The organism is Myxococcales bacterium, assembly GCA_016717005.1.
In the GTDB taxonomy this organism is placed as follows: Bacteria; Myxococcota_A; Polyangia; order Haliangiales; family Haliangiaceae; genus UBA2376.
Map to the genome: position 1 here is coordinate 68,169 of JADJUF010000010.1, position 14,828 is coordinate 82,996.

Sequence of the window (14,828 nt, forward strand, 5' to 3'; positions counted from 1 at the left end):
TCCTCACAGGTAGTAGTGCAGCTGGAGCTGCGACAGGAAGCCGGGCGCGTCGAGGTCGTTGCCGACGGCGCTGGCGCGGTTGAGCCAGTACAGCTCGACGTGGGCGCGCGGGAAGTACTGCAGCACGATCTCGGCGGCGTCGCGCCACGACCGCAGGGTCAGGTCGGGCTGCCAGCGGTGGACGCCGGCGGCGAGCCACACGCCCCGGGTCACGCGCTGGCTGGCGCCGAGGTAGCCGCCGAGCTGCCACCGGGTCGGGCCGGCCGGGAAGCTCTGGCGCTGGAGCGCGACCTCGCCCTCGAGCAAGAGCCCGGCGCCGTCGAACCAGCGCTGGCCGGTGCCGTCGAGCAGCACCCGGGTGTCGTCGGGCGAGGTCGCGTAGCGCACGCCGGTGCCGAGCGCCGCGGTCTGATCGAGCACGCGCCGCTGGTAGCTCGCGGCCACGCCCTTGGCCCGGGGCCCCGCGCCGAGGAGCGGCACCGGGTTGGGGATGAACGCGTGGACGTGGCCCTCCCAGTCGCCGCGCACGACCCCGGCGCCGACGCCGTAGGGCTCCTCGGACAGGCCGAACCCGAGGTAGCGCCGCACGGACGCGGTGTGGTCGGGCAGGCGCAGCCCGAGCGGGGTGAAGAACCGCCCGGCCCGCGCGTAGGCGGCGCCGCGCTGGTACATCAGGTAGTGCTCGCGCGAGCCGAGGCGCTCGATCAGGGGCGGGCTGGGATCGCGGGCGGCGCCGCGCAGCCCGACGACGAGGTTGAACGACACGCCCGCGCCGCCGGCCCGGGCCGCGAGGTCGGCCTGCATCGGGAACGCCGCGAGGTCGCGCTCGCCGTCGGCGGCCTTGATCATCGCCGCGCCGCGGAAGTCACCGCCGAGCGCCAGCCACGACGGCGGGGTCCACAGCCCGTGCAGGAGCGCGCCGTCGCCGCCGCGGCTGATCGTGTCGCCGGCCTCGAGCCGGCCGTAGTCGGTGAGCAGCCCGCCGCCGGTCGGGGCGAGGTGGCACTCGCTGCAGGTCGTCGCGCCGGTCGAGAGCTGGAAGCGCGGGTAGGCCGCGGCCGGGGCCGCCAGCGCCAGCAGCGCGCCGATGACGACGGCTACTCGCACGTCGCGCCCTCCGCGATCCAGCGCTCGACGAGCGCGAGCTCGACCTCCGGCAGCGGGCTGTCGGGCGGCATGCGCGGTCGGCCGATGCCGCGCAGCTGGTAGACCAGCTGCGAGAACTCGGGGCTGCCGGGGTCGACGTAGTTGCGCGGCGGCGCGCCGGGCACCAGCGGCTCGCCGCAGATGCGGCCGGTCAGGAAGGTGTACGCGCCGGTCCGCGACGACAGGTCGAGCCCGGCGACCGCGGCGGCGGTCGAGTGGCACCCGGCGGTGGCGCACGCCGGCGCGATCACGGCGGTGTGCAGGTACGACCAGCGCGCGGGCCGATCGTCGACGTCGGCGCACCCGACCAGGGCCGCGAGCACGAGGAGGCGAGGGGGCGAGGGCATCCGTGCCCATGCCTACGCCGGTCGCCGCGGCTGGTTACACCGCGGCCGCGGGCAAGAGCGCCGCCAGCGCGGCGCCGTCGACGTGGACGTCGTGGCGGGCCAGGCGCGCGACCACGCGCTCACGCACCGCGGTCACCAGCGCGCGCTGGTGATCGGCCGCCGGCGCGACGCCCAGCCCCGGCGCCTGGCACGCGTCGCAGGCCTCGCGCTGCCACAGCGGCGCGAAGCTGGCGATCGCCGCCAGCGCGACCTCGGCCAGGTGCGCGCGATCGGCGGGCTCGAGCTGCGGCCCGGCCCAGGCCAGCAGGCGGAACCCCAGCTCGGCGTGGGGGCCCTCGTCGCCGAGCAGGCGATCGAGCACGGCCTGCACCAGCGGCTCGGTCACGAGCGCCCGCGACCGGCGCAGCGCTGGCACGCTCAGCGCCTCGCCGACGCACGACACGCTGATCGCCAGCTCGAGCGCGCGCACCAGCGCCGGCGCGCCCGGCGTCGTCACCTGCGAGATCTGGGCGACGTCGAACGCCAGCGGCAGCGCGCCGCCCAGCTCGCCCAGCAGCCGGGCGACCAGCTCGACGTGATCGAGCTCGTCGACGACGATGTCGGCGGCGACGGCGGTGAGATCGACCGGCGCGCCGCACTCGAGCAGCGCGGTGGCCAGGTTGCCGAACGCCGCGGCGCTGGCGTACTCGGTGAAGACCCCGTTGGTCCACACGCGCCGGGCCTCGAGCAGCTCGGCCGCGGTCGTCGACGCGAGGTCGAGCGTGCCCCAGGGCAGGTCGTCGATGCCGGGCCGGCGCCGGCGCAGGCGTCGCTCGGACCAGACGCCCTGCCAGTCGAGCTGGAACAGCGCGGTCACGGCAGGCCCCGACGGCACGCGGCCACGAGCGGCTCGGTCGAAGGGGCGTCGGCGGCGATCGTGGTCATGGTCGGCTGCTCGCTGGCGGCGTCGGTGATGAGCCGCACCTGGCGATCGACGTCGATGAACACGGTCACGTCGGTGGTGCCGCAGGTCCGGCTCTGGAACGCCCAGCGCCCACCGTCGGCCTCGATCAGGCGGGTCGTGCCGACGGCGTCCGTGCACTGGCGCTGCGGCGGACCCTTGGTGGCGATGTTGCCGCACACCGGGCGCTCGCTGGCCGAGACCAGCGGGCGCGCGACCGCGACGCCGGGCGCGGACACGGGGCGGACCAGCGGCCGGGGCGCGGGCGTGGGGCGGACCAGGGGCCGGGGCGCGGCGGCGCGGGGCCGGGCCGTGTGGGCGGGGGCGTCGCCCGGACGGGCCTCGGCGACGCAGGCGGTGGCGGCGAGGGTGGAGAGCGCGAGGACGAGGGTGGTGGGCGGGGGCGGCATGGGTGGCTCCTTTGAGCACCAGGACGCCCGCGGCCCCCGACCGTTAACCGCGCCGCCAAGAAAAAGACGACGTGCCGCCCGCCGCGCAGAGCCTGTGCTTCTTCCGGTCGAGCACCGGTCGACGCGCCGGGAGTTTCGCGTCCTGGGTGGGGGCCCTCATCGGGGCTGCCCCCGATGGGGGAGGGTTCGGCGACGAACCCTCTGGAACTCAGGCGCGGCCGGCGGCCTTGCGCCAGCTCGCGCGCTCGGCGCACCGCTGCCACCACGCCATCACGTGCGCGTGCGGCACGAACAGCTCCTTGGCGGGGGTCGCCATCAGGTACTCGATGTACGGCAGGAAGCCGACGTCGGCGAGCGTGAACGCGTCGCCGGCCAGGGACGGCGACTGAGCGAGGCGGGCGTCGAGCACCGCGAGCGCGCGGGTGATGCCGGCGTTGCCGTCGCTGATCATCTGCGGGTCCTGGGCCTGACCGCGCATCGGGAAGAACACGTAGTTGTAGATGAGCTTCATCGCCGACGGCGTGAAGTTCGAGGTTTCGACGCTGATCCAGTGCTCCATGACCGCGCGGCCCTGGGCGGTGTGCGGCACCAGCGCGCCGCCGGCCCGCTCGTCGAGGTAGCGGCAGATCGCGCGCGACTCGTAGAGCGCGAAGCCGTCGTCGTCGATCGCCGGCACCTGGCCGAACGGCTGCCGCGCGAGGTGCGCCGGCTGCTTGTGCTCGCCGGCCCCCAGGTCGACGTTGAGGAACTCGAACGGGGTGCCGGTCTCGTGCAGCGTGCACAGCACCTTGCGGGTGCAGGTGCTCAGCGGGTTGCCGAAAAGCTTGATCATCGGCGCAGGGTAGCGCCGAACCGACCGGGCGGCAGGGCGCCGCGTGGGCGGGATCACGGGTGGAGCACCGCGCCGCCGATCACCTGGCCGCGCCACTTGGTCAGCAGGGCCTCGCGCCACGCGGTCAGCGGGAACCGGTGCGACACGTACGGCGAGATCGCCCCGGCCGCGGCCCAGCCCAGCACCGCGGCCAGGCGCGGTGGCCGCAGCGCCGGATCCTTGACGGTCGAGATCACGGTCGGGCAGCCCAGCACGTCGAGGCCCTTCATCATGATCAGGTTGGTGGGCAGCTGGTTGGCGTTGGGCGCGCCGCGCCCGCCCTTGCCGGCGGCCACGAACGGCGTCGCGGCCCAGCCGACGATCAGGTAGCGCGCGCCGAACCGCGCGCACCGCAGCGCCGCCTGCGACAGCTCGCCGCCGACGCCGTCGTAGACCACGTCGACGCCGTCGGGCGCGATCGCCTTGACCGCGTCGCGCAGCGGCGCGTCGCCGAGCGCGACGACGTGATCGGCGCCCCGGGCCGCGACCACCTCGAGCTTGGCGGCCGAGCGCCCGACCGCGATGACCCGGGCGCCGACCTGGCGGGCGACGTCGACCGCGGCCAGGCCGGTGGCGCCGGCCGCGCCCAGGATCAGCACGGTCTCGCCCGCGGCGAGCCGGCCGCGCGTGAGCAGGCAGTGGTAGGCGGTCTCGTAGTTGCCGAGCAGGCAGCAGGCCTGATCGAAGTCGAGCGCGCCCGGGATCGGCACGACCGCGGCCGCCGGCGCCACCGCGTAGCTCGCGAAGCCGCCGTAGCGTTGGTAGGCGCCGAGCGAGCGCGGGCCCGACGTGAAGCCGTCGATCAGCACGCGATCGCCGACGGCGCAGGTCGTGACCGCGGGCCCGCGCCACGCGATCGTGCCGGCGTACTCCAGCCCGGGCGTGTACGGCGGCGTCGGCACGTGCTGGTACTGGCCGCTGGTCATGAGCAGATCGACCCAGCCGACCTGGGCGCTGGCGACCGCGACGATCACGTCGGTCGGCGCCAGCGTCGCCGGATCGGGCGGCGCCATCGGCTCGAGCGCGAGGTGGTGATCGATCGCGTCGAGCGGGGTCTCGCCGAGCGCGGTGACGACGACGCGGTGGCCGGGCTGCATCGCCGGCATGATGCCGGAACCGGCGGCCGGGCGGTCCGCGGCGGTCCGGATCTTCGAGGCCGCTCGGCCCCGGGCGGCACGCGCCGGGTCGGAGCAGCGTGGCGAGCATCACGCCGCGGTCACAAGGGCGCGCGCACGTCGAGGCGCCTTGGTAGCCTGGCGCATGCGCACCGCTGTCGCTGCCCTCGCGTGGATGGGGGCGATCGTCGTGGCCACCGCCTGCGGCGGCGGCAGCCCGGTCGACGCCGGCGGCTACGATCCGTTGCCACCCATCGACGCGTCGGGACCGCTGATCGAGGCGCCGCTCGAGCAGTGGACCTGGGTGCCGATCGAGGGCATGCGCTGCGGCGACGGCTCGGCCACCGGCGTCGGGGTCAACCTGACCCGCCGCAGCGATCGGGTGCTGGTGTTCCTCAACGGCGGCGGCGCCTGCTGGGACGCCCAGACCTGCTTCGAGCTGCGCACCGCCGCCAGCATCGACGCGCCGTTCGGCGCCGCCGAGTTCGAGGCGGTGCGGGCCACCCTCGCGAGCTACCCGCTGTTCGGGCGCGCGGCCGGCAGCCCGTTCCAGAACGTCAGCTTCGTGTTCGTGCCGTACTGCACCGGCGATCTGCACGCCGGCCACAACACCGCGCCGTACACCACCACCGCCGGGCCGCGCACGGTCGCGCACGTCGGCCAGGACAACCTCGACGCGCTGTGGCCGCGGTTGCGCGACGTGCGGCCGGGCGCCGATCGGGTCTGGCTGACGGGCGCGTCCGCCGGCGGCTACGGCGCGATGCTCGAGGTCGATCGCCTGCGCGCGGCGTTCAGCGCATCGCGCGTCGACGTGCTGTCCGACTCGTCGCACCCCATCGATCCGGAGCCGGCGCGGTGGGACGCGATGCGCGCCGCGTGGTCGCTCGACCTCCCCGGCGGCTGCGCGGCCTGCGCCACCGGCTTCGGGGGATGGCCCGCCCACCTGCGCGCCACCGCCCCGACCGGCGCGCGCTGGGCGCTGCTGATGAACACCCGCGATCAGACGATCGCGGCCTACTTCGGCGTGAGCCAGGCCGAGCTGGCCGCCCGCACGCTGGCGATCCGCGATGGCATGACCGTCGGCAGCGGCCAGGCCGCGTTCGTGATCGACGCCGCCAGCCATGTGCTCACCGCCACCAGCCCGGCGCCGCAGACCACCGGCGGCGTGGGCATCGCCGCTTGGGTCCGGCAGTTCGCCATCGATGACCTGGCGTGGGCGTCGGCGGGCCCGTGACCCTGGCCTGATCCACCTTCCCAAGCGATCCGCAAGAGATCAGCTGGTGGTGAACGATAATTCTGGCAAGAATTAGGCTTCGTCGGGCTGGATCAAGGCTTGGCGGCGGTCCACAGTCCGCCTCCAGGAGGCACCCGTGGACACCCGCAAGAGCCGCACTGCATCGAACACCGCCCCGCGCGAGCTGCGCGACTTCCTCGAGATCCCGTACGACGAGCTCGAGGAGCTCAACCTCGAGGCCAAGAACCAGCGCCTGAACCGGACCAAGCCCGACAAGATCCGCGAGCAGCGCATGAAGTACCTGACCGACGAGAAGCGCATCAAGGCCGTCACCGTGTGCTTCACCGACCTCGAGGGTCGGCTGCACATGCTCGACTACGACAAGAAGTTCCTCCTGCGTCGGCCGACAACCTGACCTTCGACGGCAGCTCGATCCGCGGCTTCTCGGCGCAGCAGGAGTCCGACCTGCGCCTCGGCATCGACTGGCCGGCGTTCTACTGGCTGCCGGCCGACGTCTTCGGGCCCGGCAAGGTGCTGGTGTTCGGCGAGGTGCTCGAGAAGGACGGCTCGCCCTACGAGGGCGATCTGCGCGGCCGGCTCAAGGCCTACACCGAGGGCCTCTACGCCAAGGATCAGACGGTCTGCAACGTGGCCCACGAGATCGAGGGCTTCCTGTTCAAGGGCCGGGACGCCGAGCGCCACTACCACGAGACCGGCGCGTTCGAGTTCATCTCGACCGGCGGCTACTACCACTCGCTGCCGGGCGACGCGCTGCGCCGCTTCATCGACAGCTCGGCCGAGGCCCAGCGCGCGATGGGCTTCGAGAACGAGAAGGACCACCCCGAGGTGGCGCCGTCGCAGTTCGAGATGAACTTCAAGTACGCCGACGCGGTGGTCGGCGCCGATCAGGTGCAGCTGTACAAGCTGCTGGCGCGCCAGGTCGCCAGCCAGCACGACATGACCGCGTCGTTCCTGCCCAAGCCGGTCACCGGCGTCAACGGCAACGGCATGCACACCAACCTGTCCTTGTCGAAGAAGGGCGTGAACACCTTCCACGACAAGAAGGGCAAGGACGGCCTGTCCAAGGCCGGGTGGGACTTCATCGCGCGCATCCTCGGCGCGGCGCCGGACATCTGCCTGGCGCTCAACGCGTCGGTCAACTCGTACCGCCGGCTCGATCCGCACTACGAGGCGCCGAACCAGATCAAGGCCTCGGCGATCGACCGCGGCTCGATGGTGCGCATCCCGCTGGGCAACGAGCGCTCGGCCCGGGTCGAGGTGCGGTCGGTGGCGCCCGACGCCAACCCGTACATGTCGGTCTACACGATCCTGCGCACCGGCCTCGAGGGCCCGGTCGAGGCCGACGACGACGGCAAGAAGTCGCGGACCCGGTTCCTGCCCGACAACATCTACGACGCGATCCGCCTGTTCAAGGGCAGCGCGTTCACCAAGAAGCTGTACGGTGAGACCGTCCACACCAAGTACGTCGAGCTCAAGAACGCGTCGGCCGAGCGCTGCCCGAAGGCCCTGGGCGCGACGGTCAAGACCAACGAGATCCAGTTCCACCACGAGATCACGAACCAGTACCTGTGGTCGAAGTTCTGAGCGGGGCGGATCCGGGCGGAGCTTGCCTCTCCTGAACCGATTCGCTCGGCGGAGGTCTGGGGCCCTCCTCGGGGCGGTCCTCGATGGGGGCCGGCGCGCGGGCGCGGTCGCGGGGCCGCCGATCAGGCGCTGGCGAGGGTGACGACGATGGCGACGAGCGGCGCGGCCACCTCGAGGCGGTCGAGCCAGGGGCCGCGCACGTGGGCGCGCACCCGGCGGCCGATCAGGTTGCCGACCACCAGCGCGGCCGCGAGCGTGGCCAGGGCCGGCACCATCGCGGCGCTGTACAGCCCGCCGAGCGCGTAGCCGGCGACCCGGGCGCTGTTGAGGATCAGGGCGCTGGCGGCGACGGTCGCGACGTAGCCGTCGCCGCGCACGCCCGCGGCCAGGAGCACCGGCGACACCAGCACGCCGGCGCCGCCGGCCGACGCGCCGACCGCGCCGACCACCGCGCCGCTGCCGGTGAGCGCCCGCGGCGACGGCGCCCACGCGAGGCCGCCGAGCGCGCGGGCCAGCGCCAGCGCGGCCACGACGATCAGCGCGCCGTGCAGCACCGCCGGCGGCAGCGAGGTCACGACCACGGCGCCGGCGAGCGCGCCGACCGCCAGGCCGACGCCGAACCGGGCCACGATCGCGCGGTCGACCGCGCGCGCGTACAGCGCGGCCCGGTGGGCGTTGCCGACGGTCAGGGCCGCGGCCGACAGCGCCAGCGCGGTGGCCGGCGGCATGAGCAGGGACAAGAGCGCCAGCGCGACCATGCCGCCGCCGACGCCGGTGACCGTGGTCAGGATGCCGCCGAGGAGACCGATCGCGACGAGGAGCGCCATGCCGCTACGATGGCGTCTCGCGGGCCAGCCGTCTTGTCGAATGATTCGATGGTTTCCATAACCAGTGTCGATGGTACGATCGCGGCGATGTTGCGCGAGCTCGAGCAGTTCGTGGCGGTCGCGACCGCCGGCACGTTCACCGCGGCGGCCCGGCGGGTGCACCTGTCGCAGCCGGCGCTGACCGCGGCGATCCAGCGGCTCGAGCACGAGGTCGGCGCGCCGCTGTTCGATCGCGGGCGCCACGGCGCGACCCTGACCGCGGCCGGCCGCGCGCTCGTGCCCCGGGCCCAGGCGGCGCTGGCGGCGTTCGCCGACGGCAAGCGCGCGGTGGCCGAGATCGAGGGCCTGGCGGCGGGCGAGGTGCGCATCGGCGGCGGCGCGACCGTGTGCACGTACGTCCTGCCGCCGATCCTCGCCCGGTTCCGGCGGGCGCGGCCCGGCATCCGGCTGGGCCTACGCGAGGGCTACACCGACGAGCTCGAGCAGGCGATCGAGGCCGGCACGCTCGACCTCGCGGTCGTGACGATCGACCGGCGGCGGCCCGCGGCCGGGTCGATCGAGCGCCTCGGCAAGTTCCCCGACGACGACCTGATCGTCGTGGGCGCGCCGGACTGCGATCCGCGGACCGCGCCGTGGATCACGTTCGCGCCGGGCTCGCCGACCCGGGCGCTCCTGCTCGAGCGCGTGCCCCAGGCGGCGATCGTCATGGAGCTGGGCTCGATCGCGGCGGTCAAGGGCCACGTCCGCGCGGGCATCGGCCTGGCGCTGCTGAGCCGGCGCGCGGTCGAGACCGACCTGGCCCGGGGCAGCCTGGTCGAGGTGCCGCTCAAGTGGGCGCCGGTGCGACGCCGGCTGGGCGTGCGCCACCGTGGCGCGCGGCACCTGACGCCGGCCGCGACCGCGCTCCTGGCGATGCTGCGCTGAGCGCGAGGTCCGACCTTCGCCGACGCGCCGCGGCGGGCGCTGGGCCAGCGCGACGGCCGCGCGCCGGTCAACGCCGACGACGATCCAGCGACGCCGTCGCGGCGCGCACGTCGGCCCACCGCGTCGTGCCGGCGCGGGGTGGCCAGGGCGCGCCGGCGGCGGTACCACTACCGGCATGCGCAGGTCCCTCTGGTCGATGGCGTTGTTCCTGGCGGCGGCGTGCGGTGGCCCGTCGGCGCCACCCGCGGCTCGTCCCACCCCGGTCCCGGTGGCGCCGGTCCCGCCTGCGCCGCCGCCGGTGGCGCCGGCCGCGGTCACGCCGCCGATCGCCACGGCCCGCGTGGTCACCGACCGCTACCACGGCGTCGACGTCGCCGATCCGTACCAGTGGCTCGAGGGTGACGGCCCCGAGGTCACGGCCTGGAGCGACGGCCAGGACGCGTACGCGCGCCACGTCCTCGACCACCTGCCCACGGTCGCCGCGCTCCGCGACGAGCTGCGCGCGATCTACACCGCGCCGACGACCAACTACGGCGACCTCAAGGCCGCGGGCGGCAAGGTGTTCGCGCGCCGCAAGCTGCCGACCAAGCAGCAGGCCGAGCTGGTCGTGATGGACACGCCCGAGGCCGCGGCCGAGGCGCGGCTGATCCTCGACCCGACCGCCGGCGGCAGCGCGATCACGACGATCGACTGGTTCGTGCCGTCGCCCGACGGCACCAAGGTCGCGGTGTCGATCTCGTCGGGGGGCAGCGAGGCCGGTGACCTGCACATCGTCGATCTCGACGGCCGCGACCTCGACGTGGTCATCCCCGACGTCCAGCGCGGCACCGGCGGCGGCGACATGGCCTGGCGCCCCGACGGCGCCGGGTTCTGGTACACGCGCTACCCGGCGCCGGGCGAGAAGCCCGACGACGAGCGCGACTTCTGGATGCAGGTGTGGTGGCACACGCTCGGCACGCCGGTCACCGACGATCGCTACGAGCTCGGCGCCGACCTGCCCAAGATCGCCGAGATCGCGCTCGTCGCCGACCCGCGCGGGCGGGTGCTGGCGACGGTGCAGGACGGCGACGGCGGCACCTTCCGGCACTACCTGCGCGCGGCCAAGGGCGGCTGGACCCAGCTCACCGACTGGGGCGACGCGGTCGTGTTCGCTGGCTTCGGTCCCACCGAGGACCTGTGGCTGGTGTCGCGCAAGGGCGCGCCGCGCGGCAAGGTGCTGCGGCTCGACGGCAAGCGGCCGGCGCTGGCGCGCGCCAAGGTGATCGTGCCCGAGGGCGCCGACGCGATCGTCACCGGCTACCCCGACCGGGGCCTGGTCGTGACCAAGGACCGCCTGTACCTGACCGTCCAGCTCGGCGGCCCGACCGCGCTGCGGGCGTTCACGCTGCGCGGCCGGCCGGCGCCGGCGCCGGCGCTGCCGCCGGTGTCGAGGGTGGCGCAGCCCAAGGTGGTCGGCGACGACCTGGTGGTGTGGTCGTCGTCGTTCACCGCGCCGGGCGGGTACGCGCGCATCGACGGCGAGACCGGCGCGCTGACCACGATCGCCGCGCTGTCGCCGCCGTCGACCGTCGACCTCAGCGAGTTCGAGGTCGTGCGCGAGCAGGCGATCTCGCAGGACGGCACCCAGGTGCCGATGTCGATCGTCTGGAAGCGGGGCGCGCCGCGCGACGGCTCGATGCCGTGCGTGGTCAACGGCTACGGCGGCTACGGCATCAGCCAGGAGCCCGGCTTCCTCGAGAGCTGGGCGCCGGTGCTCAAGCGCGGCGTCTGCTTCGTCTCGGTCAACACCCGGGGCGGCGCCGAGTTCGGCGAGGCCTGGCACCGGGACGGCGCGCTGACCAACAAGCAGCACGTCTTCGATGACTTCGCGGCGGCGCTCGATCACCTGGTCGCGCGCGGCTTCACCCGTCCGGAGCGCACGGTGATCCTCGGCGGCTCGAACGGCGGGCTGCTGATGGGCGCGCTCCTGACGCAGCACCCCGAGCGGGTGCGCGCCGTGGTGGCGCAGGTCGGCATCTACGACATGCTCCGGGTCGAGCGCTCGCCCAACGGCCAGTTCAACATCACCGAGTTCGGCACCGTCGCCGACCCCGCGCAGTTCGCGGCGCTCTACGCGTACTCGCCGTACCACCACGTCGTCGCCGGCACCGTCTACCCGGCGGTGCTGATGACCACCGGCGCCAACGATCCGCGGGTCGCGCCGTGGCAGTCGCGCAAGATGGTCGCCGCGCTGCAGGCGGCCCAGGGCGGCGACGCGCCGATCCTGCTGCGCACCAGCAGCAGCTCGGGCCACGGCGCGGGCACCGCGATGGACGAGCGCATCGACGCCGGCGCGCACGTGCGCGCGTTCATCCTCGATCAGCTCGGCGTCGAGTGATCGTCGTCGCGGCCGCGGGCGCTCAGCCGAGCACGCCGCGGTCCCGCAGGATCGCCTCGATCTCGGCGCGCCGGGCCTCGAGCTCGGGCGGGTCCTTGACCGGCTGGAACCGGCCGTCGACGCCGCCGCGCGCGACCTCGAGGAACTGGGTCGGCAGGAACGCGGTCAGCTCGCCGACCAGGCGCTCGGACTGGATCGCGGTGGCGCCGTCGACCTGCTTGGCGACGTGGAAGTAGGTCAGGTCGAAGTCGCGATCGATCGCCTCGACGTCGAGCACGAACGTGTTGGTGTTGAACACGGCGATCGCGTCCTGATCGAACCCGGGCGGGAACCGGAACGACTCGAGGATCTGGACGACGCCGTCGACCCGGGCCGGGGCGCCGCCGCGATCGCCGGGGTCCTTGCGGACCACCTCGGCGGTGATCGCCCGGCCGCTGGCCAGGTGGGCGCCGATGACCGCCGGGTCGAGCGTGGCGGCGAGGTTGTCGACGTTCGACATGTGCAGGTAGCGGCCGCCGGCGGCGCGGAACCGCGCCAGCGCGCCGGCGCGCCGCAGCGCGAACGTCAGATCGCCGTGGCCGGGCGCGTACGGCGACAGCGCGCCGTCGGCCTCGCGGAACAGCGCGCCGTCGGGCGTGAGCCGCAGCGACACGAACTGCGGCACGCACGCGATCGGCGTCGCGGGCGCCGGGGCCCGGGCGGCGAGGTCGTCCTCGAGCCGGGCGTGGGTGGCGTACGACGTGAGCAGCCACACCGGCACCGTGGTCGCGTGCGTCGCGGCGATCCGCGCGGCGTCGGCCAGCTTGAGGTCGAGGAAGGTGCGGTCGCCGACGACCGGCACCACCGCCTTGACGACGCCGCCGAACCGGGTCGCCATGCCGCCGGCCAGGTAGACCACGCCGACCTGGCCGGCGCGGATGGCCGCGGCGCCGCGGGCGTGCAGCTCGGCCCGGGCGGGTGAGCCCGGCGGCGGCAACGCGATCACGTCGTCGTCGGTCGGCGCCGTGACCTCGCCGGCGACGGCGTTGGCGGCGGCGGGCGCGCCGCGGGCCAGGCTCGCGGCGGCGGCGTCGAGGCGGGCCTGGTCGAAGCCGAACCGGTCGAGGAGCGCGCGGGTGTCGGGATCGATCGCGGTCATCGCGCGCGATGGTACGGCAAGCGCAGGTCGCCCGGGGCCAGGGCCGCCCCCAGCGCGCGCCCGGGGCCACCGCGGGCCGCGGCGCGGTAGTGCGCGCGCAGCTCGGCGCGGTCGGCGGCCATCGTCGCCGCGAGCTCGGCGCGGTCGTCGTCGGAGATCGTCCGCGCGAGCGCGCCGTCGGTGAACAGCGCCAGCAGGGCCCGGCCGGCGGCGGCGTGGCGGGCCTCGTCGCGCACGAGCGCGGCCAGCACCGCGCGCGGCCCCGGGGCCGAGGTCGCGGCGCGGTACGCGGCCAGCGCGGTCACCGACTCCTCCTCGGCGACCACCAGCTCGCGCCCGACGATCGCGGCCGCGCGCTGGGCCTTGGTCGTCGCGCCGCGGTCGGGCAGGCCGACGTCGGCGAGATCGATCGCGCAGTCGGCGTGGCCGCCCAGCCAGCCGGCGACCTCGGCGCACCAGGCGGCGTGGCGCAGCTCGTCGCCGATCAGCCGCTGGACCGCGCACAGCGCCGCGAACGGCGCCTCGAGGTCGGCCAGCAGGTGCGCGAGCTCGGCGAAGACCGCGACCGAGCGATACTCGTCGACGATGCGCGCGGCCCAGGCGACCCGCGCGGCGGCGCGATCGGCCTCGGCGTAGGCGGACAGATCGGGCTGGGGCCAGCGCGGGCCGCGCAGGTCGACGGCGAAGCGCGCGAGCGGCGCCGGGCCCGGGGCGAGGTCGATCACGGGGCGTCGGCCCGCGCGGTGGTCGCCGCGGCGGTCCGCGCGGTCGCGGCCGTCGCCGGGGTGGCGGTCGACGCGGCGGTCGACGCGGTGGTCGCGGCTGGCGCCGGCGCGGCGGCTGGGGCGGTCGCGGCGGGCTTCGCGACCTGGAACCGCTGGCGCTCGTTGCCCCAGCGCGGGCCGCCGCGCAGCTGGTAGCGGCGCCCGTCGTCGGGCGCGAGCGCGATGGGCGCGGGTCGCGTGGCGGTGACCGGCGGCGTGACGGCGGCGCTGGCCGGGGTCGCGGGCGCGGGCGCGGGCGCGGGCGTGGTCGCGGCGGTGGCCGGGGCGGCGGTCGCCGCGGGGGCGGGCGTCGCACGCACCGGCGGCGGGGACGGGTGCTCGCAGCCGGCGGCGACGAACAACGCGGTGGCGATCCAGGGATGGTGGCGCATCTCGGTAGCCTGCCGGAGCGGCGTCGCGGGCGCCGTCAGGGCTGCGTAAGGCTCCTGGTGCTCCGACCGCGTGATTCTGAACCGCCACGCCGCCGATGCATCTCCATGGGCTGCGTTGCAACTCCTCGAGTTACGGAGAGTAGCCCGTCGTCGTTGCGCCTTGCCCCTGGAGCGCCTCGACGCCGTGGACGGATCACGATCACCCGGTCGGAGCACTCGCTACTCGGCGAGCATGCGCGTGAGCCGCGGCGCGATCTGATCGACCGCCCCCGGCCCCTTGATCGAGCCCTGGATCCGGGGCCCGGCGGCGCGGCCGTCGGCGCCAGGGCGCGCGAACAGCGGGATCATCTGCGCGCCGTAGCCCGCGGCCTCGAGCCGGTCGTCGTCGCGCTCGGCGTCGAACTCGAGCACGGTCAGGCGCGGGAACCGGGCGTCGAGGTCGCCGCGGGCCACCGCCGCGTGGAAGTAGGTGCACGGCTCGCACCACGGCGCGCCGACGTAGACCACGACCTGCCGGCCGGCCGCGCCCGCGACCTGACCCGCGACCCACGGCGCGACCTCGCCGTCGGCCGGCGCCGCGATCAGCTCGACCTTGGCCGGGGCGGGGGCCTCGTGGCCGCCGCAGGCGACGGTGGCGGCGACGAGCGAGAGGGCGGCGCGCATGGCCCGATCATGCGTCGGCTCAGGCCCGGCGCCAAGGCGCGGACGCACGATGGCGGGCGGATCGGCTCGTCCCCG

The 14,828-nt window shown here is 75.1% G+C and carries 14 protein-coding genes and 1 pseudogene; 4 read left to right on the top strand and 11 right to left on the bottom strand.

Annotation, left to right across the window (positions count from 1 at the left end; translation table 11 throughout):
* Positions 1-3: 3 nt before the first annotated feature.
* From IPL61_12405 to IPL61_12430, 6 genes are all read right to left on the bottom strand, one after another.
* Positions 4-1,107 (bottom strand): hypothetical protein, encoded by a 1,104-nt coding sequence (locus IPL61_12405; GenBank protein MBK9032100.1) that lies wholly within the window; start codon positions 1,105-1,107, stop codon positions 4-6.
* Complete coding sequence (locus IPL61_12410; GenBank protein MBK9032101.1) at positions 1,098-1,493, bottom strand: hypothetical protein; 396 nt, start codon at positions 1,491-1,493, stop codon at positions 1,098-1,100. Before IPL61_12410 ends, IPL61_12405 begins: the two co-directional genes overlap by 10 nt.
* Before the next feature lie 34 nt (positions 1,494-1,527).
* Positions 1,528-2,349 (bottom strand): ferritin-like domain-containing protein, encoded by an 822-nt coding sequence (locus tag IPL61_12415; protein MBK9032102.1) that lies wholly within the window; start codon positions 2,347-2,349, stop codon positions 1,528-1,530.
* Positions 2,346-2,843, bottom strand: a complete 498-nt coding sequence (locus IPL61_12420) for a hypothetical protein (GenBank protein MBK9032103.1) — start codon at positions 2,841-2,843, stop codon at positions 2,346-2,348. The genes IPL61_12415 and IPL61_12420 overlap by 4 nt, the downstream gene beginning before the upstream one ends.
* A 208-nt stretch (positions 2,844-3,051) precedes the next feature.
* Positions 3,052-3,672: a glutathione S-transferase N-terminal domain-containing protein gene (locus tag IPL61_12425; GenBank protein ID MBK9032104.1), complete on the bottom strand. Its 621-nt coding sequence runs from the start codon at positions 3,670-3,672 to the stop codon at positions 3,052-3,054.
* 56 nt (positions 3,673-3,728) lie between these two features.
* Positions 3,729-4,811: a zinc-binding dehydrogenase gene (locus IPL61_12430; protein ID MBK9032105.1), complete on the bottom strand. Its 1,083-nt coding sequence runs from the start codon at positions 4,809-4,811 to the stop codon at positions 3,729-3,731.
* 163 nt (positions 4,812-4,974) lie between these two features.
* On the opposite strand from IPL61_12430, the gene IPL61_12435 reads away from it, so the two are divergent.
* A complete protein-coding gene (locus tag IPL61_12435; GenBank protein MBK9032106.1) occupies positions 4,975-6,063 on the top strand; it encodes a hypothetical protein in 1,089 nt (362 codons plus the stop codon).
* A gap of 136 nt (positions 6,064-6,199) precedes the next feature.
* Positions 6,200-7,668: pseudogene (locus IPL61_12440) on the top strand (glutamine synthetase).
* A gap of 122 nt (positions 7,669-7,790) precedes the next feature.
* Here the strand turns inward: IPL61_12440 and IPL61_12445 are convergent.
* A complete protein-coding gene (locus tag IPL61_12445) occupies positions 7,791-8,495 on the bottom strand; it encodes a sulfite exporter TauE/SafE family protein (GenBank protein ID MBK9032107.1) in 705 nt (234 codons plus the stop codon).
* Between the two features lie 87 nt (positions 8,496-8,582).
* Here IPL61_12445 and IPL61_12450 point away from each other — a divergent pair, with 87 nt between their 5' ends.
* Both IPL61_12450 and IPL61_12455 read left to right on the top strand, forming a co-directional pair.
* A complete protein-coding gene (locus tag IPL61_12450; protein ID MBK9032108.1) occupies positions 8,583-9,419 on the top strand; it encodes a LysR family transcriptional regulator in 837 nt (278 codons plus the stop codon).
* 175 nt (positions 9,420-9,594) lie between these two features.
* A complete protein-coding gene (locus IPL61_12455) occupies positions 9,595-11,796 on the top strand; it encodes a S9 family peptidase (GenBank protein ID MBK9032109.1) in 2,202 nt (733 codons plus the stop codon).
* 22 nt (positions 11,797-11,818) lie between these two features.
* Here IPL61_12455 and IPL61_12460 read toward each other — a convergent pair whose 3' ends face one another.
* The 4 genes from IPL61_12460 to IPL61_12475 all read right to left on the bottom strand — a co-directional run bounded on the left by IPL61_12460 (position 11,819) and on the right by IPL61_12475 (position 14,753).
* A complete protein-coding gene (locus tag IPL61_12460; GenBank protein MBK9032110.1) occupies positions 11,819-12,934 on the bottom strand; it encodes a UTP--glucose-1-phosphate uridylyltransferase in 1,116 nt (371 codons plus the stop codon).
* The gene (locus IPL61_12465) at positions 12,931-13,659 is read right to left on the bottom strand and encodes a hypothetical protein (GenBank protein MBK9032111.1); all 729 of its coding nucleotides are present in this window, start codon (positions 13,657-13,659) and stop codon (positions 12,931-12,933) included. The genes IPL61_12460 and IPL61_12465 overlap by 4 nt, the downstream gene beginning before the upstream one ends.
* Positions 13,656-14,090 carry a hypothetical protein gene (locus tag IPL61_12470; GenBank protein ID MBK9032112.1) on the bottom strand — a complete coding sequence of 145 codons (435 nt, stop codon included), beginning with the start codon at positions 14,088-14,090 and terminating at the stop codon, positions 13,656-13,658. Before IPL61_12470 ends, IPL61_12465 begins: the two co-directional genes overlap by 4 nt.
* Positions 14,091-14,309: 219 nt before the next feature.
* Complete coding sequence (locus IPL61_12475) at positions 14,310-14,753, bottom strand: thioredoxin family protein (protein ID MBK9032113.1); 444 nt, start codon at positions 14,751-14,753, stop codon at positions 14,310-14,312.
* Positions 14,754-14,828 lie beyond the last annotated feature (75 nt).